20 protein-coding genes are annotated in these 22,243 nt (G+C 66.0%); 16 read left to right on the plus strand and 4 right to left on the minus strand.

Annotated elements, in window-relative coordinates; all coding sequences use genetic code 11:
* Window positions 1-87 precede the first annotated feature (87 nt).
* Both J2T21_RS00425 and J2T21_RS00430 read left to right on the plus strand, forming a co-directional pair.
* Window positions 88-1,293, plus strand: a complete 1,206-nt coding sequence (locus J2T21_RS00425; RefSeq protein ID WP_307577348.1) for an LOG family protein — start codon at window positions 88-90, stop codon at window positions 1,291-1,293.
* 143 nt (window positions 1,294-1,436) lie between these two features.
* Complete coding sequence (locus J2T21_RS00430; RefSeq protein ID WP_307577349.1) at window positions 1,437-2,396, plus strand: ROK family protein; 960 nt, start codon at window positions 1,437-1,439, stop codon at window positions 2,394-2,396.
* 72 nt (window positions 2,397-2,468) lie between these two features.
* Here the strand turns inward: J2T21_RS00430 and J2T21_RS00435 are convergent, their stop codons facing one another.
* On the minus strand, window positions 2,469-3,218 hold the full coding sequence (locus tag J2T21_RS00435; RefSeq protein WP_307577351.1) for a GntR family transcriptional regulator: 750 nt from the start codon (window positions 3,216-3,218) through the stop codon (window positions 2,469-2,471).
* 233 nt (window positions 3,219-3,451) lie between these two features.
* On the opposite strand from J2T21_RS00435, the gene J2T21_RS00440 reads away from it, so the two are divergent.
* From J2T21_RS00440 to J2T21_RS00465, 6 genes are read left to right on the plus strand one after another with little or no spacing between them, the layout of a single operon-like run.
* Window positions 3,452-4,591 carry an FAD-dependent oxidoreductase gene (locus tag J2T21_RS00440; RefSeq protein WP_307577354.1) on the plus strand — a complete coding sequence of 380 codons (1,140 nt, stop codon included), beginning with the start codon at window positions 3,452-3,454 and terminating at the stop codon, window positions 4,589-4,591.
* A 50-nt stretch (window positions 4,592-4,641) separates the two neighbouring features.
* On the plus strand, window positions 4,642-5,106 hold the full coding sequence (locus tag J2T21_RS00445; protein ID WP_307577356.1) for a flavodoxin domain-containing protein: 465 nt from the start codon (window positions 4,642-4,644) through the stop codon (window positions 5,104-5,106).
* Window positions 5,103-6,350, plus strand: a complete 1,248-nt coding sequence (locus tag J2T21_RS00450) for a cytochrome P450 (protein WP_307577358.1) — start codon at window positions 5,103-5,105, stop codon at window positions 6,348-6,350. The genes J2T21_RS00445 and J2T21_RS00450 overlap by 4 nt, the downstream gene beginning before the upstream one ends.
* Window positions 6,347-6,778, plus strand: a complete 432-nt coding sequence (locus tag J2T21_RS00455) for an HtaA domain-containing protein (RefSeq protein WP_307577359.1) — start codon at window positions 6,347-6,349, stop codon at window positions 6,776-6,778. The genes J2T21_RS00450 and J2T21_RS00455 overlap by 4 nt, the downstream gene beginning before the upstream one ends.
* Before the next feature lie 29 nt (window positions 6,779-6,807).
* Window positions 6,808-7,782, plus strand: a complete 975-nt coding sequence (locus J2T21_RS00460) for an aldo/keto reductase (RefSeq protein WP_307577361.1) — start codon at window positions 6,808-6,810, stop codon at window positions 7,780-7,782.
* Window positions 7,779-8,549 carry a creatininase family protein gene (locus J2T21_RS00465; protein WP_307577363.1) on the plus strand — a complete coding sequence of 257 codons (771 nt, stop codon included), beginning with the start codon at window positions 7,779-7,781 and terminating at the stop codon, window positions 8,547-8,549. The genes J2T21_RS00460 and J2T21_RS00465 overlap by 4 nt, the downstream gene beginning before the upstream one ends.
* Window positions 8,550-9,180: 631 nt before the next feature.
* Here the strand turns inward: J2T21_RS00465 and J2T21_RS00470 are convergent.
* Complete coding sequence (locus J2T21_RS00470) at window positions 9,181-10,614, minus strand: sugar porter family MFS transporter (RefSeq protein ID WP_307577365.1); 1,434 nt, start codon at window positions 10,612-10,614, stop codon at window positions 9,181-9,183.
* 232 nt (window positions 10,615-10,846) lie between these two features.
* Here J2T21_RS00470 and J2T21_RS00475 point away from each other — a divergent pair, with 232 nt between their 5' ends.
* A complete protein-coding gene (locus J2T21_RS00475; RefSeq protein WP_307577367.1) occupies window positions 10,847-11,899 on the plus strand; it encodes a LacI family DNA-binding transcriptional regulator in 1,053 nt (350 codons plus the stop codon).
* Window positions 11,900-11,930: 31 nt separating this feature from the next.
* Here the strand turns inward: J2T21_RS00475 and J2T21_RS00480 are convergent, their stop codons facing one another.
* A complete protein-coding gene (locus tag J2T21_RS00480; RefSeq protein WP_307577369.1) occupies window positions 11,931-12,710 on the minus strand; it encodes an SDR family NAD(P)-dependent oxidoreductase in 780 nt (259 codons plus the stop codon).
* The gene (locus J2T21_RS00485; protein ID WP_307577371.1) at window positions 12,707-13,714 is read right to left on the minus strand and encodes a sugar phosphate isomerase/epimerase family protein; all 1,008 of its coding nucleotides are present in this window, start codon (window positions 13,712-13,714) and stop codon (window positions 12,707-12,709) included. The genes J2T21_RS00480 and J2T21_RS00485 overlap by 4 nt, the downstream gene beginning before the upstream one ends.
* A 325-nt stretch (window positions 13,715-14,039) precedes the next feature.
* Here J2T21_RS00485 and J2T21_RS00490 point away from each other — a divergent pair, with 325 nt between their 5' ends.
* From J2T21_RS00490 to J2T21_RS00520, 7 genes are all read left to right on the plus strand, one after another.
* A complete protein-coding gene (locus tag J2T21_RS00490; RefSeq protein ID WP_307577373.1) occupies window positions 14,040-14,456 on the plus strand; it encodes a tautomerase family protein in 417 nt (138 codons plus the stop codon).
* A 186-nt stretch (window positions 14,457-14,642) separates the two neighbouring features.
* On the plus strand, window positions 14,643-15,641 hold the full coding sequence (gene iolC / locus J2T21_RS00495) for a 5-dehydro-2-deoxygluconokinase (RefSeq protein ID WP_307577375.1): 999 nt from the start codon (window positions 14,643-14,645) through the stop codon (window positions 15,639-15,641).
* Window positions 15,638-16,561: a Cgl0159 family (beta/alpha)8-fold protein gene (locus tag J2T21_RS00500; protein WP_307577378.1), complete on the plus strand. Its 924-nt coding sequence runs from the start codon at window positions 15,638-15,640 to the stop codon at window positions 16,559-16,561. The genes iolC and J2T21_RS00500 overlap by 4 nt, the downstream gene beginning before the upstream one ends.
* Window positions 16,562-16,591: 30 nt before the next feature.
* A complete protein-coding gene (gene iolD, locus J2T21_RS00505; protein WP_307578304.1) occupies window positions 16,592-18,523 on the plus strand; it encodes a 3D-(3,5/4)-trihydroxycyclohexane-1,2-dione acylhydrolase (decyclizing) in 1,932 nt (643 codons plus the stop codon).
* A 42-nt stretch (window positions 18,524-18,565) separates the two neighbouring features.
* Window positions 18,566-20,086, plus strand: a complete 1,521-nt coding sequence (locus J2T21_RS00510; RefSeq protein ID WP_307577380.1) for a CoA-acylating methylmalonate-semialdehyde dehydrogenase — start codon at window positions 18,566-18,568, stop codon at window positions 20,084-20,086.
* A gap of 151 nt (window positions 20,087-20,237) precedes the next feature.
* Complete coding sequence (locus J2T21_RS00515; protein WP_307577383.1) at window positions 20,238-21,170, plus strand: sugar phosphate isomerase/epimerase family protein; 933 nt, start codon at window positions 20,238-20,240, stop codon at window positions 21,168-21,170.
* 55 nt (window positions 21,171-21,225) lie between these two features.
* Window positions 21,226-22,239, plus strand: coding sequence for a Gfo/Idh/MocA family protein (locus tag J2T21_RS00520; protein WP_209911125.1), 1,014 nt, complete (start codon window positions 21,226-21,228; stop codon window positions 22,237-22,239).
* Window positions 22,240-22,243: the final 4 nt, after the last annotated feature.

A 22,243-nucleotide genomic window follows, 5' to 3' on the forward strand; every position in this document is an offset into this window, starting at 1 on the left:
CACGTTCCTGACCCCCAGCCCTAACCCGGGCGGGCCAGCGTGCCGAAGAATACGGCCCGGGACCCGAAAGTCGCTAGCCTAGGTGTCATGAACAGCACTCCGGCCCTTCATCCGCTCCCGCGCATCATTGAGATTGCGTCGCTGGGCGACTTCGACCGGCATGCGGCCACGGCGCTGGCGCTGACGGACAAGCGCCTGGCGGCCTCCATGCACGGCTGGCACGTGCAGTCGGTGGACCTGCGCGCCCGCAGCGCGGTGCTGGAAAAGCTGCGCTCGGCAGGCTCGGTGTTCATGGGCTGCGACATCGAGGGCAAGACCGAGCGCCGGCTGCGCGGGGGCGGGGCACTGGTCTTCCCCGAGATCCCCGGGCTGCCCTTCGACCCCTACCGCGGGGAGCTGTATTCCGGGGGCGAGCTCTATGCGGGCCTGGACGCCGGGTCCTACGAGTCGGTGCCCGACGCACGGATCTACGCCTGGGCCTCGCACCGCTACGGAGCCGGCGCCCACGACGCCTTGAACGCCGCGCTGTCCACCACCCTGCACGACCACGCCATCGGTTCGCGGCTGGATTCGCAGATCCGCGACGGCGCGCTGGCCCACGCCCCGCTGGTCGGGGTCATGGGCGGGCACGCCCAGGAACGGGGATCGGCGGGGTACGAGCGGGCCGCACGGCTGGGCCATGCCCTGTCCGGGGCCGGATTCATCGTCGCCACCGGAGGCGGGCCCGGGGCCATGGAAGCGGCGAACCTGGGTGCCTACCTGGGATCGGGCAGCACCGAGAACCTGGCCGAGGCGCTGGGCATGCTGGCTCAGGAGCCGGGGTTCACCCCGTCGGTGACCCGCTGGGCGCGGGCCGCGGCACGCGTGCGCGAACGCTGGCCCGCGGGCCTGGCGAACCTGGGGATCCCCACCTGGTTTTACGGGCACGAGCCGCCGAACATGTTCGCCACCCACATCGCCAAGTACTTCGCCAACGCCACCCGCGAGGCCGTGCTGCTGAAGAGCTGCCCCGGGGGCATCGTGTTCCTGCCCGGCGCCGCCGGGACCGTGCAGGAAATCTTCCAGGACGCGTGCGAGAACTTTTACGGGGCCGAAGGCAGCATCAGCCCGATGGTGCTGGTGGGCATCGAGCACTGGACCCGGACGCTGCCGGCCTATCCGTTGCTGGCCGAACTGGCCCGCGGCAGGGCCATGGAGGAGAAGGTCTTCCTGGTCGACGATGCGGCCGAGGCCGTGCGGATCCTGGTGGACCTGAACGACGGCTCGATCTCCGGGGTCCGGGGACTGGCCTGAGTGCCGCAACCGCCGGTGCGCAGCGGATAGGATGTTGAAGATCATTTCCCCACATCCACGACTGTTCTTGGCGAAAAAGCCCTGCCCGGCACCCCGGGCCGTCCCCGCGAGGCAGTTGCACACGTATTGACCGAAGAGGGCACATGCCAGCGGAAGAACTAGCCATCGGCGTCGACATCGGTGGAACAAAGATCGCGGCAGGACTGGTGACCCCCGAGGGCAAGGTCCTCGGCCGGCTCCGTCGTTCCACGCCCGGCCACGACGCGCGTGCCGTCGAGTCGACGGTCGTCGAACTGGTGACGCTGCTCGGCGCCCGGGCCCCGCACGCAGCGGTCGGGGTTGGTGCCGCGGGCTGGATGGATTCGACCGGCAGCACGGTGCTCTTCAGCCCCCACCTGGCCTGGCGCAACGAGCCGCTGCGTGCGCGACTCGAGGGCGCGCTGGGGCGCAGTGTGATGCTCAGCAACGACGCCGATGCGGCCGGCTGGGCCGAACACCGCTTCGGGGCCGCCCGCGGCGAGAACGAGATGCTGTGCCTGACCCTGGGCACCGGGATCGGCGGGGCCATCGTCCTGGGCGGGAAGCTGCAGCGCGGCAGGTTCGGCGTGGCCGGGGAATTCGGGCACCAGACCCTGGTTCCGGGCGGCCACCGCTGTGCCTGCGGAAACCGCGGCTGCTGGGAGCAATATGCCTCGGGCAACGCCCTGGGACGCGAGGGACGTGCCCTGGCCGGTTCGAACTCGCCGGTGGCCCACGCACTTCGATCCGAAACCCACGGGGACGCCTCGGCGGTGACCGGGGAAATGGTCACGCGCCTGGCGGAGGCCGGGGATCCGGCCTGTGCCGACCTGGTCGCAGAGGCCGGCGAATGGCTGGGCCTGGGCCTGGCGAACCTGGCCGCGGTGCTGGACCCGGGAATCATGGTCATCGGCGGGGGACTGGGCTCGGCCTCCCCCACCCTGATCGAGGTGGCCACGGCCGCCTACAAGAAGGCCCTGAGCGGGCGCGGGTACCGGCCCTTTGCGAAAATCCTGCGGGCCGAGCTGGGCCCCGACGCCGGCCTGGTCGGTGCCGCCGATCTGGCCCGGCTGCCCCGCGGCTAGGCGTATTTGCCCAGCCGCAGGGCAGGAGAACCGGCCGAAGTGACCGGCGGGCTCTTGCATGGTGCCGCGGTGTCAGCGATTCGGCAACAGCTCGGACATGTCCAGCTGACCCACCGTGAGCGTCCGGCCATAGCTGAACTTCACCCGGCTGGCCACCCACGAGGTGCGTGCCAGCTCGACCAGCTCGCCCGTTTCCCTGAGCCGACTCTGCGTGATGATCTCCAGCAATTGGACGTCATGGTATGAGCCCAGAAGCTTGGCCTGACCTGCATCCGCGAAACAGATGCGAATCGAACTCGAGGCGCTGATGACGGCCGAACGAGCGTTGCGCCCGAGAACAGCCGCTCCATTGGCCGGCATCCAGGATTCCGTGATGGCAATGGCCACGCCGTTGACCTCTTGGACGTGCACTCCGAAACCGAGCCTGTCCCCATCGTCATGTTGGATCACGGCGAGCAATTCCTCCGGCACCTCGCCGTTCCGTGAATAGGAGATCAGTCGTGAACGCGCCACGTGGCCGGTGGCAAGCAATTGTTCGCGCCAGGGGCGCAAGAGATTGACTTCGCAGCGAATCAGGTCGCTGCGCTCGGTGACAAAGCTGCCCGAGCCGCGTCGGCTGAAAAGAAGTCCGTCGGTGGCCAGGGCCTCGATTGCGCGGCGCACCGTCATCCTGCTCACCCCGTAGTGGGGCACCAACGCCGACTCCGACGGGATGCGGGCGCCAGGGGCGAATTCTCCCTGCTCGATGCGCTGGCGAAGGTCTCGCTGTACCTGCCCCCACACGGTCAACGGCGAGTCCTGTTTGACGGTGAACGCTTCCATGAACATATCCTTCCATGCCACACCGCCCCCCGAACATGCAACAGCCGATGGTGAAGCGAAACGGGAGTCCCGTTGGCGCGAAGTTGTCTGCTTTCCCGGACAGCCTTGGCCCAAAGCTGTCCGTCTTAGCGGGCAGCAGGCCCTTATTTTACCCACCAACGTGGCCTGACGCACACCTCGACCCCTAGGTTGGGTTCGAGAGCTGAAAACAAGTACCGAAGGAGCCCAGCACAGTGAACCAGACCCAGATCCCGCAGCCGCGGATCGCCATCGTGGGGAGCGGACCCGCGGGTTGCTACACTGCAGGCTTCCTCCGCAAGCGCTGGCCCGAGGCACCGATCGTGCTCTTTGATCGGTTGACCACACCCTACGGCCTGGTCCGTTACGGCGTGGCCCCGGACCATCTGGGCACGAAGGGCATCGCCAAGCAATTCGACAGGCTTTTTGCCAGGGACCGCGTGGAATTCCGCGGGGGCGTGGAAATCGGCAGGGACCTGGGCCTCGACCAACTGCGCGCCGAATATGACATCGTGGTGCTGGCCACCGGCCTGTGGGCCGATCGGAGCATCGACGGGTTCCGCGATGTCGAAGGCAACGCCACCCATGCCGGAGTCCACGGCTCGGGTGAGCTGACCCGGATGATCAACGGCCACCCGGACCGTGACTCCGAGAACCTGGTCATCGGGCGCAACACGGTAATCGTGGGCAACGGAAACGTCGCGGTGGACCTAGTGCGTCTGATGCTCACCGATCCGGGGGTCTTGACCGGGCTCGACGTGCCCATCGATGCCATCAATGCGCTGCATGAGGGACCGGTGGCGCGGATCGATGTCGTCGGACGCTCGGCGGCCGACGAAGCAAAGTTCGATCCCGCCATGATCCGCGAACTGGGAAAACTCCCGGATGTGCGATTCACCAGCGACGCGGTCGCCGTTCCGGGGAATGGAGACCGGGACGCCACGGCCAAGATGGCGGCCATAGTCGAACTGGTCGAACAATCGCCTGTTGCCGCAACCCGTAGCGTGAACTTCCATTTCGGCTGGACCCCCGACACCCTGCAGGGAAGCGAGCGGGTTGCCTCGGTAATCTTCCGCGATACGGGTGGGCAACGCGGGCAGTTGGTGCTTGAAACCGACAGCGTGTGTACAGCAGTGGGCTTCACCGAAGTCGGCGACGACGTTCTGTTGCGCAGCGCGTTGGAAGGCGAGGCCACCAACCTTGAACGCGGGATGCTGGCCGAGGGACTCTATTGCGTCGGATGGCTCCGACGCGGCCCTGTCGGCACGATCCCCGTCAACAGGGCAGACGCCAAGATGGTCGCCAACGCCATCATCAATGACGTCGAATCCAGTGTCGCCACTGTCGCTCGATAGCCCGCCTGCACCGTCACCCTCCAAATCAACCTTTCAAGGAAAGAGCAACCATGAATATCACGGTCCTGTACGGCACCGAATCCGGCAACGCCGAGACGGTGGCCGACGACATCATCGAAGAATTCGACGGACAGTTCGAGGTCACCGGCCTCGACATGGGCGATGCAGCCGCCGTGGACCTGGACCCCGCCTCCATCTACTTGGTCGTGTGCTCGACCCACGGCGAGGGCGGGCTGCCAGCAAGCGCCGTGCCCTTCGCCGAAATGCTGGACGAGGAAAAGCCCGACCTGTCCGGCATCCGGTACGCCATGTTCGGCCTGGGCGACAGCTCATACGAGATCTACAGCCGCGGCAGCGAGCGCATCGACGAGCGTCTGGCCGCCCTGGGTGCCGTGCGCGTCGGTGAATACGGACGGCACGACGCCGGCGACGGCTCACTGCCCAACGAACCCGCCCTTGCCTGGTCCCGCGAAACGCTTCCCGTCCTTGCCCAGCTGAGCGAGGTGGCCTCATGACCATCACCACGGCCGCCGCCAACGCCCGGGCTATCACGGTTCCCCGCGACCTGACCGTTCACTACGACCCGCTGTCCTACGCCGATTACGACTACCCATACGATCTGTTCAAGCGGCTGCGCGATGCAGCCCCGGTGTTCCACAACCGCGAACGCAACCTGTATGTCGTCTCGCGCTACGCCGATGTGCGTGCCGGGCTCGGCGACCACGAACGCTTGTCCAACAAGCACGGCAATGACATTGACGGCACCCACGACTCCTACGGCGACGGCATGCTGGTTACCCTCGATCCGCCGCGGCACACGGTGCTCCGCTCAGCGATCCGCCGCACTTTCTCCGCCCGCGAGATCCTCGCCAAGGAAGACGGATTGCGCGAATTCGCCCGGCACCTGCTGAGCGAGCTGCGCGAGGACGGCGGCGGAGACTTTGCCGCACGATTCGCCGTGCCCATGGGCATCGGCACCGGCATGACCCTGCTCGGCGCGCCGGCCGAGGACAACCCGGCATTTTCCGAACTCCTTGAACGGTCCATGGTGCGCATCGTTGGCCAACTCGGAGTCCCCGCGGATGCCGCGGCCGCGAACCGGGAAGCCGAGGAAATCATTGCCCAGCGATTCTCCGAACGACGAGCCGCCATCGACGCGGGTGCCGAAGCCACTGGCAAGGACGCCTTCACCCAAATCCTGGTGGCCGCCCACGCCGGCAAGGTCCTGCCCGGCGAGGAAGACGGACTGGCCCATCTGGTGCTCTCGGCCGGAAGCGACGCCCCGGCGGCGCTGCTCACCAACTGCATTGCGGTGTTGGACAAGTTTCCTGCGCTGCAGGGTTTTCTCCGCGAAAATCCCTCGATGATTCCCGATTTCATCGAGGAGACGCTGCGCTATGAAACCCCCAGCCAGAACCTGTCGCGGCAAACCACCCAGGAGATTGAAATTGCCGGAACGGTGATCCCCCAAGACTCGCGGGTGATGTTCCTACAGGCCTCGGCCAACCGTGACGAACGCGTCTACGAGGACCCTGACACCTTTGACCTGACCCGTGGATTCACCCCGGCAAACCGGATCATGACCTTCGGCGAAGGCGCCCATGCCTGCATGGGCGCCCCCGCCGCACGGTTGGTTGCCAGGGTAGTGCTCGAAGAACTCCTGCCGGGACCTGACTTCAGGATTGTCGGGCAACCGAAGCGCTGGACAAAGCAGTTGGTGCGCGGGTTTGAGAAACTGCCCATCAAATTCATCTCATGAGCACAGCCACGCTCATCTGGCCACTGCGCAGCAGTTTCGTCTCGTACATCGAGGCACTCCCCGACGGCATGGTGGAAGCCGGGAACGGTGCGCGGCGCCAGGGACGCAACTTCATGTTTCCCGGGCACTCCGCTTCCGGCGGTGGGTTCGGCTTCGAGGGCTGGCTGCACTTTGCAGGCCACCACGGGAGCCTGGACATCACGCTGGAATCGCTGGAAGTCCAAACCGAGGGGGCGAACGCGACACTCTGGACCGTGGTGTCCGGCTACCGGATGCGAATGGCCACGATGAGCGGCGTCCAAGTGTCCGGCGAGGTGCTTTTACATTCCGACGCGGTGAGGCTGACAGGCGACGGTGCGCACGTCCTGGGCGGGGTGTACGCCCCGGGAGCCGAACTGGAACCCCTAACCATCCGTACCGTTCGCTAACGCGCGCGGACAACCCCGAGAGGAAACGCATGCAGTATCGCAATTTTGGCCGCACTGGCTGGAACGTCAGTGAGATTTCGTTTGGCGCTTGGCAACTGGGAGGGCAATGGGGCGCCGTCGACGACAAAAAGTCCGTCCAGGCGCTCCTGGAAGCCTACGAAAGAGGCATCAACTTCGTGGACACCGCAGAATCCTACGGTGCGGGGCACAGTGAAACGGTGATCGGCGAGTCCCTGCGCCAATGGGGCAGGGCGAAGGTCTACGTTGCCACCAAGGTCCAACCGCTGAGGTGGCCGGACCCGGCACTGGACGATCCGCAGATGCGCGGCAGATATCCCGCGTGGTACCTGCGCGAAAGCGTTGATGAGTCGCTGAAGCGGTTGGGCGTTGAACGCCTGGACCTGCTGCAGCTGCACTGCTGGCTGGGCTCGGGCATCAACGAGCTGGACTGGCTGGAAACCCTCAACGACTTGCGTGTGGAAGGAAAAATCGACAAGATCGGCGTCTCGATCCGCGATTACCGCCCCGAAGAGGGTGCCAAACTGGCCGAACTTGGCCTGGTCGACTCCATCCAGGTCATCTTCAACATGTTCGAACAGCGCCCCATCGAGGACTTGTTTCCATCGGCAGCCAAGACCAATACGGCCATCATCGACCGAGTCGCGTTCGACTCCGGATCGCTCTCCGGCTCGTGGACCCCTGAAACCTACGCAGGTTGGGAACCGGGCTCGCAGCAGCGCGAGATGTTCCGCGGCGAGAGGTTTGCCGAAACGCTGCGCCGGGTCGAGGAGCTGAAGAAGATTGTTTCCCCGTACTACGAGTCGTTGGCCGAAGCCGCCATGCGTTACGTGCTGGCCTCGCCGGAGGTGTCCACAGTGATCGCCGGCATGAGCAGCTCGCGCAACATCGCCCGCAACGTCAGCTACTCCGACGGCCAGCCGTTCCCCGGGGACCTCCGCACGGCACTGGCCGAACACGGCTGGATCAGGAACTACTACGCATGAGCCATCCCAAAACGGTGCAGGTCGAACTGCTCAGCCCTGCCGAGCTGGATGCGTGCCTCGCCGCGGCAGCTGTCGCCTACCTGCCGCTGGGCACCCTCGAATTCCATGGACCGCATCTGCCCATCGGCTTGGATGCGCTCACCGCCCACGGCGTGTGTCTTGCCGCTGCCCGGTTGGGCGGCGGCATCGTGCTCCCGACCGTCTACCAGGGGTTCGGAGGCGGGCATGGTCACTACCCGTGGACCATCATGATGGAGAACGGCGAAGGCATCGCCGCACACCTGACGGCGACCCTTTCCCGATTGGAGGATTTCGGGGTGCGCACCGCCGTGATCTTCTCCGGTCACTTTGCCGACGAACAGCTCCAAGTGATCGACGACGTTGCGGCGGCATTCAACCAACACGCCGGCGGATCGCTGCGGGTGCTCGCCTCGGCCGTCAACAGGTGCCCAACAGCATCGTTGCAGGCCGACCACGCAGGTGAGTTCGAGACGACCTTGCTGGGGGCAATAGCCCCAGGGCTGGTGCACCTGGACCGGTTGCCCCCTGTCGACACATATCCGGCGGCCGACCCCGGCGGAGATTCCCAAGGCGTCCACCGCCATGACAAAAGCCATCCGCTGTGGGGAGTCTTCGGGCCCGACCCGCGACTGGCGGACCTCTCGCGCTCGCCGGAGCTGCTCGCAGATCTCGCTGCTTGGTTGGTCCGGTCGGTCGATGACCAAAGCCAAGGCACTGCAGGCATCGGAGTCCAGGCGGGGGAATGAGTTGGTTCCTTCGGCCCCTGTCGTTTTCGTGCCACGGGCGAGCTGCCCCGTTTCAGTGAGAAGGCAATGCAGGGGCTCTTCGCCGGTTTACGGAGATTACTTGGAACCTCGGATTGCTCCGGGATTACGACGGGGAATGCGAGGGGGAAGGCCTCGTTGAACAGCAGGTTCCCATCGGAGCAAACATTGCTCCGGTGGGAACCTGCTGTTCGCGTTAAGGCGTGTTGAACCTGGCCGAAGGTGCAGCAGATGCCAGCGTCCTGGGCGCTGGGTTTCTTCCGGCAGGGTTACAAAGAAACGATGGAAAGCAATCGTCCGGGCGTCCCCCTGCGGGGTAGACGCACCGTTTCAGGGCGGTGTACGCAGGTGGGCTTTTGCGCTGGAGTGGTTGTGCCGATCCGATGGATTCGGGATCCGAAGTTCATACAAAAATGACAGTGTCCTTGGGGTGGTTTCCTCCGCACACCCATGCGGTGCGGAGAAAGTCGGTGCAAGTACCGGGTTCGACAGCTTGCGGTCGGTCTCGTTCCGCAGGACGAAATGCGGTGTCGGTGCAGCAATGCAGGAAAGCCGAGGTGCACCCCCTGAGGTGTGCCTCGGCCTTCCTCTTGCCTCCGTTCGCACAGGTTCCCTAGCGAACCCCGTACTTGGTTTGGAATTCCATTTCGAGTTCCTCCAATGAACGCCCCCTGGTTTCCGGGACGGAGGTGGCGATGAAGGTGATTGCGACCAGCCCGATGGCCGCGAAGATCCAAAAGGTGCCGAAGCCGACGGCTTCGATCAGCGAGGGGAAGACCAGCGAGACGACGGCGTTGGTCAACCAGAGAACCAGGACCGTGGCCCCGATCATCCGGCCACGGAACTTCAACGGGAAAATCTCCGCGATCATGAGCCAGGCCAGTGCGCCGATGGTGCCGGCCATGAAAGCGATGAAGGCCAAGATGCCGATCAATAGCAGCCATGGCCGCAGCGGGTTGCCGTCCTCCATGAAAATGCCGACCGAGCCCACGAAGGCGTGGGCCAGGGTGGTTCCCGAGAGTCCGATGAGCAACAGCGTGCGGCGATTGAACTTGTTGATGATGGCCAGCGCAACCAACGTCGCCCCGACATTGACCACGCCATTGAGCACGTTGAAGCCCAATGCAGCATTGCGGGTGAAGCCGGCCTGTTCAAGGACCTGGGTTCCGTAATACATCATGGAGTTGATGCCGGTGAGTTGTTGGAAGGCAGCCAATCCCATGCCGATGAACAGCAGGCGGCGCAACCACGGCTGGGAAAGGATCTCGGACCAGCCAACGGACTGCTCCTTCTTTTCCAGGAGCGTGAGTTCCTGGATCTCGTTGATCTCCGCCACTGCCCGTTCGTCCGAGCGGATGGTGCGCAGCGCCGCGAGGGCCTCGGCATAGCGTCCCTTGGAGGCGAGCCAGCGAGGGCTTTCGGGCATGCGCAGCATGCCGAAGAAGAGGACCAACGCCGGCAGGACGGCAATGGTAAGCATGTAGCGCCAGACCTCACCGTGTCCGCCCCAGAGATTGCCGATAATGGCGTTGATCGCAAAGGCGAGGAACTGGCCGGAAACAATCATGAGTTCATTAAGCGAGACCAACGAGCCTCGGCGCTCGAAGGGAGCGACTTCGGCCAGGTATACCGGGACGGTGACCGATGCCCCGCCCACGGCCAGGCCCAGGATGAAGCGGAAGACCAACAGGGATTCGTAGGTCGGTGCAAGCACGCAGCCCAGTGCACCGACAAAGAACAAGACTGCAAGGCCGATGATCAGCTTGCGTCGGCCCAATCCATCGGAGATTCGACCTCCGAAGAATGCGCCAAGTGCGGCGCCGGCCAGCAGGATGAAGGTGATGAGCCCTTCTTGGATCGCATTGATCTGGAAGTAGTCGACCATGAATGAAAGTGCGCCGTTGAGCACCCCGGTGTCGTAGCCGAAAAGGAGGCCGCCGAACGTTGCGATGACCGCAACCTGGCCAATGCGCTTGTTGTAGGCGCCCTGGCCCAGCGGTGGCAGTGATGTCTTGCCGGCGCTCGGGGCCACTGGTTGTTTGGACATGTCTCGCTCCCTTGAGAGATTCATTCCGTCACCCCACGGAATGGCGGAGGAGGTTTGATGAAAAGATCTTTGGCCTAATGTCAGTACATACTAGCACGAGCCAGTGAGCTGTGTCACAGGTATTTTGATACAATTTTCTACCGTTGATCAACATGGCGAATAACCCGTTGGTGACCTGAAGCAACGAGGCATTCGAGGAGCGACAGATGCCAGGCAGGTAGGGTGGTTCACGATGAACAACGAGGGTGCGGGCGCACGCAACGCCAGAAATTCGGGGTCCGACCGAATCGGCCGCAGGGCAACCATGTCCGATGTGGCCGCCCGGGTTGGCGTTTCACGGCAATTGGTCGGTCTGGTCTTCCGCAACGAGGCAGGGGTCGGGGTCGAAACGCGTAATCGCATCCTTGCCGCAGCGCGCCAACTGGGGTACAGCCCGAATACCGCAGCCCAATCCCTTCGCGGATCCTCCACCCGGTCCATAGGGGTCATTTTCAATCCCTATGAGCTCACTCCGCTGGATATCCTGAGTCGGATTTATGAACACGCAGCGACGGCCGGCTATCGCGTCCTGGTGAGCACCACAACGGAGACCCGGACCGAGCAGGTTGCCATCGACGAACTGGTTGGATACCGGTGCGAGGCGTTGATTCTCATTGCGCCGAAGGCTGGATTTGTGGAATTGCGACGGGCTATCGGCCCCACGCCGGTTGTCGTGGTGGGCCGAGGCATGCCCGGTTCCGACTTTGACGTTGTTCGGTCACAGGGTGCCGACGGCATGGACGGCATGGTCCGTCATCTGGCGAGCTTGGGGCACCGGAGCATTTGCTACGTGCATTGCCTGGACGTGCTCGATTCGGACGTGCGCCTGGGCGGTTACCGCAGGGCGATGGCCGGACTCGGGTTGGAGCAACGGGTCATCGAATTGTCGGGTGATTTCACCGAGGAAGCCGGGGCGCGGGCTGCCGAGTTGCTTATGAGCGGCGGGGACCTGCCGGGCGCGGTCATGTGCAACAACGACCTTGCGGCATCGGGACTGAGCCACCGCCTCCTGCAGTTCGGGCTCCACTGTCCTCGGGACATTTCGATCACCGGCTACGATGACAACCGCATTGCGGGACTGTCCTATCTCGATCTGACGACGGTGTGCCAGGATCCGAATGAGATGGCCCGGGCTGCGGTCGAGGCGGCCGTGGCACGGGCGGCAGGTTCCGCAGGACTCCCTCGGGAGATCTTCACCGGTGCCCGGCTGGTCATCCGCTCGAGCACGGCCGCCCCTTCCGTTTGAGGTGGAGCGGCCGTACTTGCGATTTCCGCGGCTACAGTGCCCGCGGCGTGCCGGAGGAAGCTGTCGTACCACCGTCCACCGGAAGGATGATGCCGGTGATGTAGCCGGCGTCAGGGGAGGCGAGGAATAGCACGGATCGGGCGATGTCCTCCGGTTCCCCCGCCCGCTCCAGGGCGACGCGATCCATCAAGCGTGCCGAGAACTCCGGATTCTCCAGCCGCTCGACGGTGAGCCTGGAAGCGGTGAATGCCGGAGCGACGGCATTCACGCGGACACCGTGGGCACCCATGTCCAGTGCCAGTGACTGCACCATCGCATTGAGGGCGCCCTTGGTGGCGTTGTAGGCAAACTGTTTCCAGTCGCCTCGGATGCCGGCAGTGGAGGAAATGGCAACGATGTTTCCTCGGGTTAGTTTCAGCGCAGGGACCACCGCCCGGGCAAGGGTGATGAAGGCATCGAGGTTCACGCTGCGCATCCGTTCCCAAGCCGCGTCCTCGAAGTCCTCGATGATGCTTGGCTCACTGGTGCCGGCATTGGATACCACGACATCAATGCGGCCAAAGTGCTCCATGATGCCGGCCACGGCGGACTCCACCGCAGATCGTGACGTCACGTCGGCGACAAGGACCAAGGCGTCTTCTGGGGGAAATCCCGCAATGGTCTCCTCAAGCGGCCCCGCGGACCGCCCAAGCACCGCGACGCTGGCACCCTGCTCCAGGAAGCCCCGGGCGATGCTGCGCCCGATGCCGGAACCTGCGCCGGTGACCAGCACGACCTGGCCCTCGTAGGGGTAGCGCGCCCAAGCGATCAACGGACCGAAACCTCGAGGGCGGCGTTGGCTTCGCGCAGCACGGCCGAGGCCACTTCCAGGCCCTCGATGCGGCCCAGGGACACGTCCTCGTGCTCGATGTTGACCCACATCTCGGGGTCGACCTCGTGCAGGGCGCGTAGGAACTCGGTCCAGTACGCGGTGTCATGTCCCTTGCCCAGGGCCACGAAGTCCCAGGCTGCATCCTTGGGCCACTCGTTGGCCCATTCGTCCCCGCCCAGGTTCGTGCGCGGCTCGGAGGGGTCCAGCTTGCGGAAGCGGTTGTCCAGCACCCCGTAGATCGCGGCGGACGGGTTCACCCGCACGTCCTTGGCGGCGGCGTGGAAGACCAGCGGTCCCAAGTCGCGGATGACGGCCACCGGATCCATCTGCTGCCAGAACAGGTGCGAGGCATCCAGTTCCACACCCACGTTGGTGGCGCCGGTGCGTTCGACCAGCTCGCGAATGCCTGCCGGGTTGAAGACGACGTTTTGCGGGTGGAGTTCAAGGGCAACCTTCACCCCGTGGTCGACGGCGAGCTTGTCGATGTCCTTCCAGAAATCGGCGGCCACGCCCATTTGGTAGTCAAGGACATCGAGCGATGCGGAGTTCCAGGCGTTGACGATCCAGTTCGGCGTGGTGGCTCCGGGTTCCCCGCCGGGCAGGCCGGACATCGTGACCACGCGGTCCTGGCCCAGGCGTTCGGCCAGGCGGATCGAGCGGCGGATGTCCTCGGCGTGGGCATCGCCGATCAGGGGATTGGGGTGCAGCGGGTTGCCGTTGCAGTTGAGCCCGGCAATCGAGACGCCGGTGCCTTCGAAGATCCCCAGGTATTCGTCGCGGGCGACGTCGCTGGCCAGGATGTCGTCATAGGTCGGGATGTGCACGGGGGGAAGGAATCCGCCGGAGTTGATCTCAATGCCGGTCAATCCGGCCTTGGCGATGGCAACAAGCGCCTCGGGCAGTGGGCGGTCGTGCAGAATGGCGTTGTAGACACCGAGTTTCATGGCTTTCCTTGCTTTCTTGGATGGAGAAGGGCATTCCACGGTTCGTGGCGAGGTCGGCCTGTGACACTGGACGTGGGGGCCGCACCGAGTTCTTGGAGCGCTCCAAACGATGGCGCACCTAAAATATATCCACACAAGGTCAAGTTGTCCATACAAAGTTTCCGACGAGAAAAATTCCCTTCCGCCGCGGGCGCGGAATGGGGCCCCCGGGATTGCCCGACGGCCTTCTATTGACTTTGTAAACATGTCAGGACAAACTGTTTTTAGGACCCGCCGGAATCCCGGCGGGCCGCCCAGCGTCGAACAGGAAGGGAGCGTCGGAGCCGTGCCGATGATTCGCATTGATGTCACCCAGGGGCGCACGCCCGAAGAGCTGGCCGCACTCAGCAAGGCGATCCATGCCGCGGTGGTGGGGGAATACCGCATCCCGGCGGGCGACTACTTCCACGTCATGACCGAGCATCCGCGCGGACAGGTCGTCGCGCTGGATGCCGGGCTCGGGTTCGAGCGCAGCGATGGCGTGGTGATGATCCAGGTCTTCACCCAGCGCGGGCGTTCCGGGGAGGCCAGGGCGGCTCTGTTTGCAGCGATCGCACGCGAGCTGCGGGGCGTCGGCGTGGCCGGGGAGGACGTGTTTATTGGCTATGTGGAAAACGGCGCCGAGGACTGGTCGTTCGGATTCGGCCGGGCCCAGTACTCCACCGGCGAGTTGGCCGCACCCGATGCCCGGGACGCTTCGTGATCCGGCGCCGGGCGGCCCGGACCGCCGTTACGTGACGTTTGTTGTAAATATGACAGTACAAACTTTTGACAGGACAAAGTTTATGGTGCAGAGTATTTCCTGTGGCTTGACTCACAGCAGCGAGACCTTCGGGGCTGATGTGCAACCTCCCAGCCAGGAACCAGACAAGAAAGGACGTCGATCCGCGTGACCCACGACGTACTCACCATCGGACGCATCAGCGTCGACGTCTACCCGAACGACATCGGTGTTCCCCTTGGCGAGGTTAACAGCTTCGGCAAGTATCTTGGTGGTTCGCCAACCAATGTGGCGGTGGCCGCAGCCCGCCATGGGCGCCGCACCGCGGTCATCACCCGGATCGGCGATGACGAGTTCGGCAGCTACCTGGAACGCGAGCTGGACAAGTTCCAGGTCGACCGCAAGCATGTCAGCCGCGTCCCCGGGCTCCAGACACCGGTCACCTTTTGCGCAATCATGCCCCCGGAGGACTTCCCGCTGTACTTCTACGGACGCTTCCCCACCGCACCGGACTGGAAGATCGCCACCGACGAGCTGGACGTCGATGCCATCCGCAGCTCGCGGATCTTCTGGTCCACCGTCACCGGGCTGAGCCAGGAGCCCAGCGCCAGCGCCCACATCGCTGCGCACGAGATCAGGTCCCGCGACACGCTCGCGGCAAACCAGTTCACCATCCTGGACCTGGACTACCGCCCCATGTTCTGGGAATCCGAGGAAGCGGCCCGCGCCCAGGTGGCCAAGGTCCTTCCCCACGTCACCGTCGCCATCGGCAACGACAAGGAATGCGCCGTGGCCGTCGGGGCGGGAACCCCCGACGAGCAGGCCGACCGGCTGCTGGCCGCCGGCGTGGAAATCGCCGTGGTCAAGCTCGGACCCGAGGGCGTCATGGCCAAGACCCGCACCGAACGGGTGGTCTCCGCCCCGGTGCCGGTGCAGACCGTCAACGGGCTCGGTGCCGGGGACTCCTTCGGCGGCGCCTTCTGCCACGGACTGCTCTCCGGATGGCCGCTTGAGCAAGTCCTGGACTACGCCAATGCCGCCGGTGCCATCGTCGCCTCCCGTCTGGCCTGCTCCGACGACATGCCCACCCCATCCGAGGTCAACGCGCTGTTGGCCGAACGCGGCCGCACCGTACCGGGCCCAGCAACCATCGAGGTCTCCCCATGAGCAACGGCCCAGCCATCGACCGCGAGGACCCGCGCCGCTACGCGCACCTGACCAGTATCCGCCTGGAGGATCCGGGAGCCGTGGCCCGTGCGGCCGCCACCCGCATCCGCCACGTGGGGGCGCGCACGGGACGGCAGAACTTCATCATCGCCGCTGACCACCCTGCCCGCGGAGCGCTGTCGGTCGGCGAGAACCAGCTGGCCATGGCCGATCGCCGCGACCTGCTCGACCGCCTGCGCATCTCCCTGCAGAACCCCGCCGTCGACGGCGTGCTGGCAAGCCCCGACATCCTCGATGACCTGCTGCTGCTCGGCGCGTTGGACCACAAGCTGGTCTTCGGGTCGATGAACCGCGGCGGGCTGTCCGGATACGTCAACGAGTTCGACGACCGCTTCACCGGGCACACCGCCCAGGCGCTGGCGGACATCGGCGCGGACGGCGGGAAGATGCTCACCCGCATCGCCCTGGGCGACCCGGCAACCGCGGTGACCCTCGAGGCCACCGCCCACGCCATCGACGAGCTGGCCGAACGCAAGCTCTACGCCATGGTCGAGCCGTTCCTCTCCGAATGGCACAACGGACGGGTCCGCAACGACCTGAGCCCCGACGCCGTCATCAAATCGGTCGGCATCGCCTCCGGGCTCGGCGGCACCAGCGCCTACACCTGGATGAAGCTCCCGGTGGTCCCGGAGATGGAACGCGTCATGGCCTCCACCACGCTGCCCACCGTGCTGCTGGGCGGGGACCCCGACGGCTCGCCCGACGAGGTCTTCGCCACCTGGCAGGCCGCACTGGCGCTGCCCGGGGTCCAGGGCCTGACGGTGGGGCGCACGCTGCTCTACCCGGCCGACGGAGACGTCGCCGCCGCGGTGGCCACCGCCGCCTCCCTGCTGAACCACAACACCATCCCCGCCGAGTAGGAGCACCGCAAGGCAATGGCTACACGCAGAATGACGGTCGCCCAGGCCGTCGTGGAATTCCTGGGCAGGCAGTACACCGTGGACAACATCGGTTCGGAAACCTACCGCGAACGCCTGATACCGGGCATGTTCGGGATCTTCGGCCACGGCAACGTGGCGGGCGTCGGCCAGGCCCTGAAGCAGTTCCAGGCCAAGGACCCGGCCCTGATGCCCTATTACCAGGGGCGCAACGAGCAGGCCCAGTCGCACCAGGCCGTCGGCTACGCCCGGCACACCCGGCGCCGGGCCACCTACGCGGTGTCCACCTCCATCGGCCCGGGATCCTCGAACCTGCTCACCGGCGCCGCCCTGGCCACCGCCAACCGGCTTCCGGTGCTGCTGCTGCCGTCTGACACCTTCGCCACCCGCGCGGCCGACCCGGTGTTGCAGCAGCTCGAGCACTCCCACGGCTACGACATCACCGTCAACGACGCCTTCCGCCCGCTGTCCAAGTACTTCGACCGGGTCAACCGCCCCGAGCAGCTGTTCTCCGCGATGATGAACGGGCTGCGCGTGCTCACCGACCCCGTCGAAACCGGCGCGGTGACCATCTCGCTGCCGCAGGACGTGCAGGCCGAGGTGTTCGAGGTGCCCGCCGAATTCCTGGCCGAACGCGACTGGAGGATCCGCCGCCCCGAGCCCGAGGCCGAGGACATCGCCCGCGCCGCAGCGCAGATCAAGGCCGCCAAGTGCCCGCTGATCATCGCCGGCGGCGGGGTGCTGTACTCCTTCGCGCAGGACGCGCTGCTGGAACTGGCGCAGAAAACCGGCATCCCGGTGGCCTACACGCAGGCCGGGGTCGGCACCATCGCCTGGGACTCGCCGTACTCGCTGGGCGCCATCGGTTCCACCGGCACCACCGCAGCCAACGCGCTGGCCGCCGAGGCGGACCTGGTCATCGGCATCGGCACCCGCTACGAGGACTTCACCACCGCCTCACGCACCGCGTTCCAGAACCCGGAACTGCGGTTCATCAACATCAACGTCGCGCCGCTTGACGCCTACAAGCACGGCACCGCGCTGCCCATCGTCGCCGATGCCCGCAAGGCCCTGGTGGCGCTGAACACCGCCCTGGGCGGCTACCGGGTCGGGGCAGACCTCGAAGCAGCCATCGCCTCGCAGAAGCAGCGCTGGGACGCAACGGTCGATGCCGCCTTCGCCACCCGGCACAACCCGCTTCCGGCGCAGAACGAGATCATCGGCGCGGTGCACGGGGCCATGGACGAACGCGACGTGGTCATCTGCGCCGCCGGATCGCTGCCCGGGGACCTGCACAAGATGTGGCGGATCAAGGACGCCCACGGCTACCACGTGGAATACGCGTTCTCCTGCATGGGCTACGAGATCGCCGGCGGCCTGGGCGTCAAGCGCGCGGTCATCGACGAGGCCGCCCGCGGCGCGGCGGCAAACCGCGACGTCGTGGTCATGGTCGGGGACGGGTCCTACCTGATGATGCACACCGAGCTGGTCACCGCCGTGGCCGAGGGCATCAAGCTCATCACGGTGCTGATCCAGAACCACGGCTACGCCTCCATCGGCTCGCTCTCCGAATCCCTGGGTTCCCAGCGCTTCGGCACCCAATACCGCCAGCTGGATGCAGAAACGCATTCCTTCGACGCCGGTGCCAAGCTGCCCATCGACCTGGCCACCAATGCCGAGTCCCTGGGCGTGAAGGTCATCAGGATCGAACCGGGCACCGACGCCATCGACAAGCTCGCCGCGGCCGTCGCCACGGCCAAGGCGGCACCCGAGGGCAGCGGCCCGATCCTCATCCACGTCGAATCCGACCCGCTGCTCGATGCCCCGGACTCCGAGTCCTGGTGGGACGTGCCGGTCTCCGGCGAATCCGACCTCGAATCGACCCGGGCCGCCTACGCGACCTACACCGGGCACAAGGCGCGCCAGCGCAACTTCCTGGGCTAGCCCCCCACCCGAACTTCCCCCCACCACAGAAGGAAAGCCGACATGAGCACCACCACCCAGGCCACCGCGGTGACCACCATCAACCACTTCATCAACGGGACCGAAACCGCCGGCGAGGGCGGCAACACCCAGCCGGTGTACAACCCCGCCACCGGCGAGGTCACCGCCAACCTGGCCCTGGCCTCCGCCGCCGACCTGGCCGCAACGGTCGCCGCGGCCCGCACCGCGGCCGATTCCTGGGGGGACACCTCCATCGCCAAGCGCACCGCGGTGCTCTTCAAGTTCCGTGAACTGCTGGTGGCCAACACCGACGCGCTGGCCCGCATCGTGACGTCCGAGCACGGCAAGGTCCTCTCCGACGCGGCGGGCGAGATCGGCCGCGGCATCGAGGTCGTGGAGTACGCCTGCGGCATCTCGCAGTCGCTCAAGGGCGAATTCTCCGACCAGGTCTCCACCGGCATCGACGTGTTCTCCTTCCGCCAGCCCCTGGGCGTGGTCGCGGGCATCACCCCGTTCAACTTCCCGGTCATGGTGCCGCTGTGGATGGCCCCGGTCGCCATCGCCGCCGGCAACGCCTTCATCCTCAAGCCCTCCGAGCGCGACCCCTCCGCGGCCGTCTTCATGGCCCGGCTCTTCAAGGAAGCCGGCTTGCCCGACGGCGTGTTCCAGGTGCTGCACGGCGGAAAGGAAACCGTCGACGGGCTGCTGAACCACCCGGACATCGACGGGATCTCCTTCGTCGGCTCCACCCCGATCGCCAAGTACGTCCACGAAACGGCAACCGCCAACGGCAAGCGCGTCCAGGCCCTGGGCGGGGCAAAGAACCACGCGGTCATCATGCCGGACGCCGACATGGAACTGGCCGCCGACCACCTCACCGCCGCAGCCTTCGGCTCGGCCGGACAGCGCTGCATGGCCATCTCCGTGGCCGTGGCCGTGGGTTCGGCCGCCGACGTGCTGGTGGACAAGCTGGTGGCCCGCGCCAACGACATCAAGGTCTCCCACGGCCTTGACGCCGAGGCGGACATGGGCCCGGTCATCACCCCGGCCTCCAAGACCCGCATCGAAAAGATCGTCGGCGAGGCCGCCGAAGCCGGGGCCGCGGTCATCGTCGATGGCCGCGACCTGGTGGTCGCCGACCACGAGAACGGCTTCTTCGTCGGCCCGACCATCATCGACAAGGTCAAGCGCGAAATGACCGCCTACACCGAGGAGGTCTTCGGACCCGTCCTGGCAGTCATCCGCGTAGACACCCTGGCCGAGGCCATCGAGGTCGTCAACGCCAACCCCTACGGCAACGGAACGGCGATCTTTACCTCCAACGGGGCCGACGCCCGCACCTACACCCGCAAGGTCCACGTCGGCATGGTGGGCGTCAACATCCCGCTGCCGGTGCCGGTGGCCTGGCACTCCTTCGGCGGCTGGAAGAACTCGCTCTTTGGCGAGCACCACATCTACGGCCCGGACGGGGTGCGCTTCTACACCCGCGGCAAGGCCGTCACCCAGCGCTGGCCCGAACACAAGGAAGACTCGAACGCCTCCTTCGCGTTCCCGTCCAACTAGTTCCGCCGCACCAACCTCCCACCGGGGGACCCGACATTGGGGACCAACGCCTTCCGGGGGAAGCACCACGCCGTGCCGCGGGATACTTGTCCCGCGGCACGGCGAACCTCACCAATGCCACGCCACGTTGCGCTAGAGAAAGGTCCGCCTGATGCCGGACACACCGAACAAATTGGTCATCGGCACCGCGCCGGACTCCTGGGGCGTCTGGTTCCCCAACGACCCGAAGCAGACCCCGTGGGAGCGCTTCCTGGACGAGGTCGCCGAATCCGGCTACAAGACCATCGAACTGGGCCCCTACGGCTACCTGCCCACCGACCCGTCCCGGCTGGCCGACGAGTTGGCGGCCCGCGACCTGAACGTCTGCGCCGGCACCGTGTTCACCGCCTTCCACCGCGGGCTCGACGGCTCCGCCGATGCCTGGGACGAGGCCTGGGAACCGGCCCGGAAGGTCGCCGAACTGACCGCGGCGATGGGCGGGGAACACATCGTGGTCATCCCGGCCATGTGGCGCGACGACGTCACCGGTGCGGCCGTGGAGGACGAGCACCTCACGGACGGGGGCTGGGATGCGCTGTTCAAGGGCCACGACCGGCTGGGGAAGATCCTGGCCGAGGACTTCGGGCTCAAGCAGCAATTCCACTCCCATGCCGACTCCCATGTATGCGCCCAGGAGGACATCGAGCGGTTCCTGCAGCACACCGATCCGGCGCTGGCCAACCTCTGCCTGGACACCGGGCACGCCGAATACGGAGGGGCCTCCTCGCTGGAGCTGATCCGCAAGCACCCCGAGCGTATCGGCTACCTGCACCTGAAGCAGATCGACCCCCAGGTGCTGGCCACGGTGCGTGAGCAGAACCTGACCTGGGCCGCGGCCAACCTGGCCGGGGTCATGGTTGAGCCGCCGAACGGGCTGCCCGACCTGCGCGCGGTCATCGAGGCCGTCGAGGAACTCAACCGCCCGATCTACGGGATCGTGGAACAGGACATGTACCCGGTCGCCGATTTCTCGGTGCCGATGCCCATCGCCAAGCGCACCGCCACCCACCTGCTTTCCTGCGGCTCGCGCACCCGCGTCCGCTAAACCCCACCCCACCAGGCATCGCGGCCCGCGGGCCGGACAGAAAAGGAACACCAGCATGAGTCCAACATTGCGCGTAGCGGTCATCGGGGCCGGACGCATGGGAGCCGACCACATCCAGCGCCTGCACCACAGGATTTCCGGGGCCGAGGTCGCCGCCGTCGTGGACATCGACGAGGCCCGGGCCAACGCGGCCATCGCCGGCATCGAAGGCGCCGTGGCGCTCACCGATGCGCAGGCCGCCCTGGATTCCCCGGACGTGGACGCGCTCCTGATCGCAACCCCCGGCTTCCTGCACCACGACATCCTGCTCAAGGCCCTGGAACGCGACATCCCGATCCTGTGCGAAAAGCCGTTGACCCCCGACGCTGCGTCGTCCTGGGAAATCGTGCAGGCCGAGGCCAAACTCGGCCGCAAGCGCATCCAGGTCGGCTTCATGCGCCGCTACGACGCCGAATACGCGCAGCTGCGCGCACTGGTCGCCGGCGGGGAGTTGGGCGAGCTGCTGATGCTCCACCACCAGCACCGCAACCCCGACACCCCGGCCGGCTTCACCAACGAGATGCTGATCAACGACTCGGTCGTCCACGAATTCGACGCCATCCGCTTCTTCACGAACGAGGAAATCACCTCGGTGCAGGTGCGCCTGGGCAAGGCCACGAAGAACGCGCCGGCGGGCCAGCACGACCCGCAGCACGTGCTGATCGAGACCGAATCCGGGGTGCTGGCGGACGTGGAGATCTACGTCAACGCGCTCTTCGGCTACGAGGTCGCCACCCAGGCTTCCTTCGAGACCGGCATCGTGTCCATCGGCAACGATTCGGGCCCCTACGTACGCACCGCGGGCAAGTGGGGCGGCAACGTCACCCCCGGCTTCGAGGAGCGCTTCGGCGCCGCCTACGACACCGAGATCCAGGCCTGGGTCGACGCCGCGGCCAAGGGTGAACTGGGCGGCCCCAGCGCCTGGGACGGGTACGCCACCGCCGCCTGCTGCGAGGCCGGCGTCGAGGCCCAGCGCACCGGGCAGAAGGTCGCCGTGAAACTCAACGCCAAGCCCTCCCTGTACAGCTAGCCAC

The sequence above is a fragment of the Paeniglutamicibacter psychrophenolicus genome (assembly GCF_030812255.1).
GTDB lineage: Bacteria > Actinomycetota > Actinomycetes > Actinomycetales > Micrococcaceae > Paeniglutamicibacter > Paeniglutamicibacter psychrophenolicus_A.

Excerpts from the sequence above, each read along its gene's own strand:
- J2T21_RS00500 (WP_307577378.1), top strand. The coding sequence starts at position 15,638 with ATGAGCAACGGCCCAGCCATCGACCGCGAGGACCCGCGCCGCTACGCG.
- J2T21_RS00475 (WP_307577367.1), top strand. The coding sequence starts at position 10,847 with ATGAACAACGAGGGTGCGGGCGCACGCAACGCCAGAAATTCGGGGTCC.
- J2T21_RS00460 (WP_307577361.1), top strand. The coding sequence starts at position 6,808 with ATGCAGTATCGCAATTTTGGCCGCACTGGCTGGAACGTCAGTGAGATT.
- J2T21_RS00455 (WP_307577359.1), top strand. The coding sequence starts at position 6,347 with ATGAGCACAGCCACGCTCATCTGGCCACTGCGCAGCAGTTTCGTCTCG.
- J2T21_RS00450 (WP_307577358.1), top strand. The coding sequence starts at position 5,103 with ATGACCATCACCACGGCCGCCGCCAACGCCCGGGCTATCACGGTTCCC.
- J2T21_RS00430 (WP_307577349.1), top strand. The coding sequence starts at position 1,437 with ATGCCAGCGGAAGAACTAGCCATCGGCGTCGACATCGGTGGAACAAAG.
- J2T21_RS00425 (WP_307577348.1), top strand. The coding sequence starts at position 88 with ATGAACAGCACTCCGGCCCTTCATCCGCTCCCGCGCATCATTGAGATT.
- J2T21_RS00445 (WP_307577356.1), top strand. The coding sequence starts at position 4,642 with ATGAATATCACGGTCCTGTACGGCACCGAATCCGGCAACGCCGAGACG.
- J2T21_RS00510 (WP_307577380.1), top strand. The coding sequence starts at position 18,566 with ATGAGCACCACCACCCAGGCCACCGCGGTGACCACCATCAACCACTTC.
- J2T21_RS00515 (WP_307577383.1), top strand. The coding sequence starts at position 20,238 with ATGCCGGACACACCGAACAAATTGGTCATCGGCACCGCGCCGGACTCC.
- J2T21_RS00470 (WP_307577365.1), bottom strand. The coding sequence starts at position 10,614 with ATGTCCAAACAACCAGTGGCCCCGAGCGCCGGCAAGACATCACTGCCA.
- J2T21_RS00435 (WP_307577351.1), bottom strand. The coding sequence starts at position 3,218 with ATGGAAGCGTTCACCGTCAAACAGGACTCGCCGTTGACCGTGTGGGGG.
- J2T21_RS00520 (WP_209911125.1), top strand. The coding sequence starts at position 21,226 with ATGAGTCCAACATTGCGCGTAGCGGTCATCGGGGCCGGACGCATGGGA.
- J2T21_RS00465 (WP_307577363.1), top strand. The coding sequence starts at position 7,779 with ATGAGCCATCCCAAAACGGTGCAGGTCGAACTGCTCAGCCCTGCCGAG.
- J2T21_RS00485 (WP_307577371.1), bottom strand. The coding sequence starts at position 13,714 with ATGAAACTCGGTGTCTACAACGCCATTCTGCACGACCGCCCACTGCCC.
- iolD (WP_307578304.1), top strand. The coding sequence starts at position 16,592 with ATGACGGTCGCCCAGGCCGTCGTGGAATTCCTGGGCAGGCAGTACACC.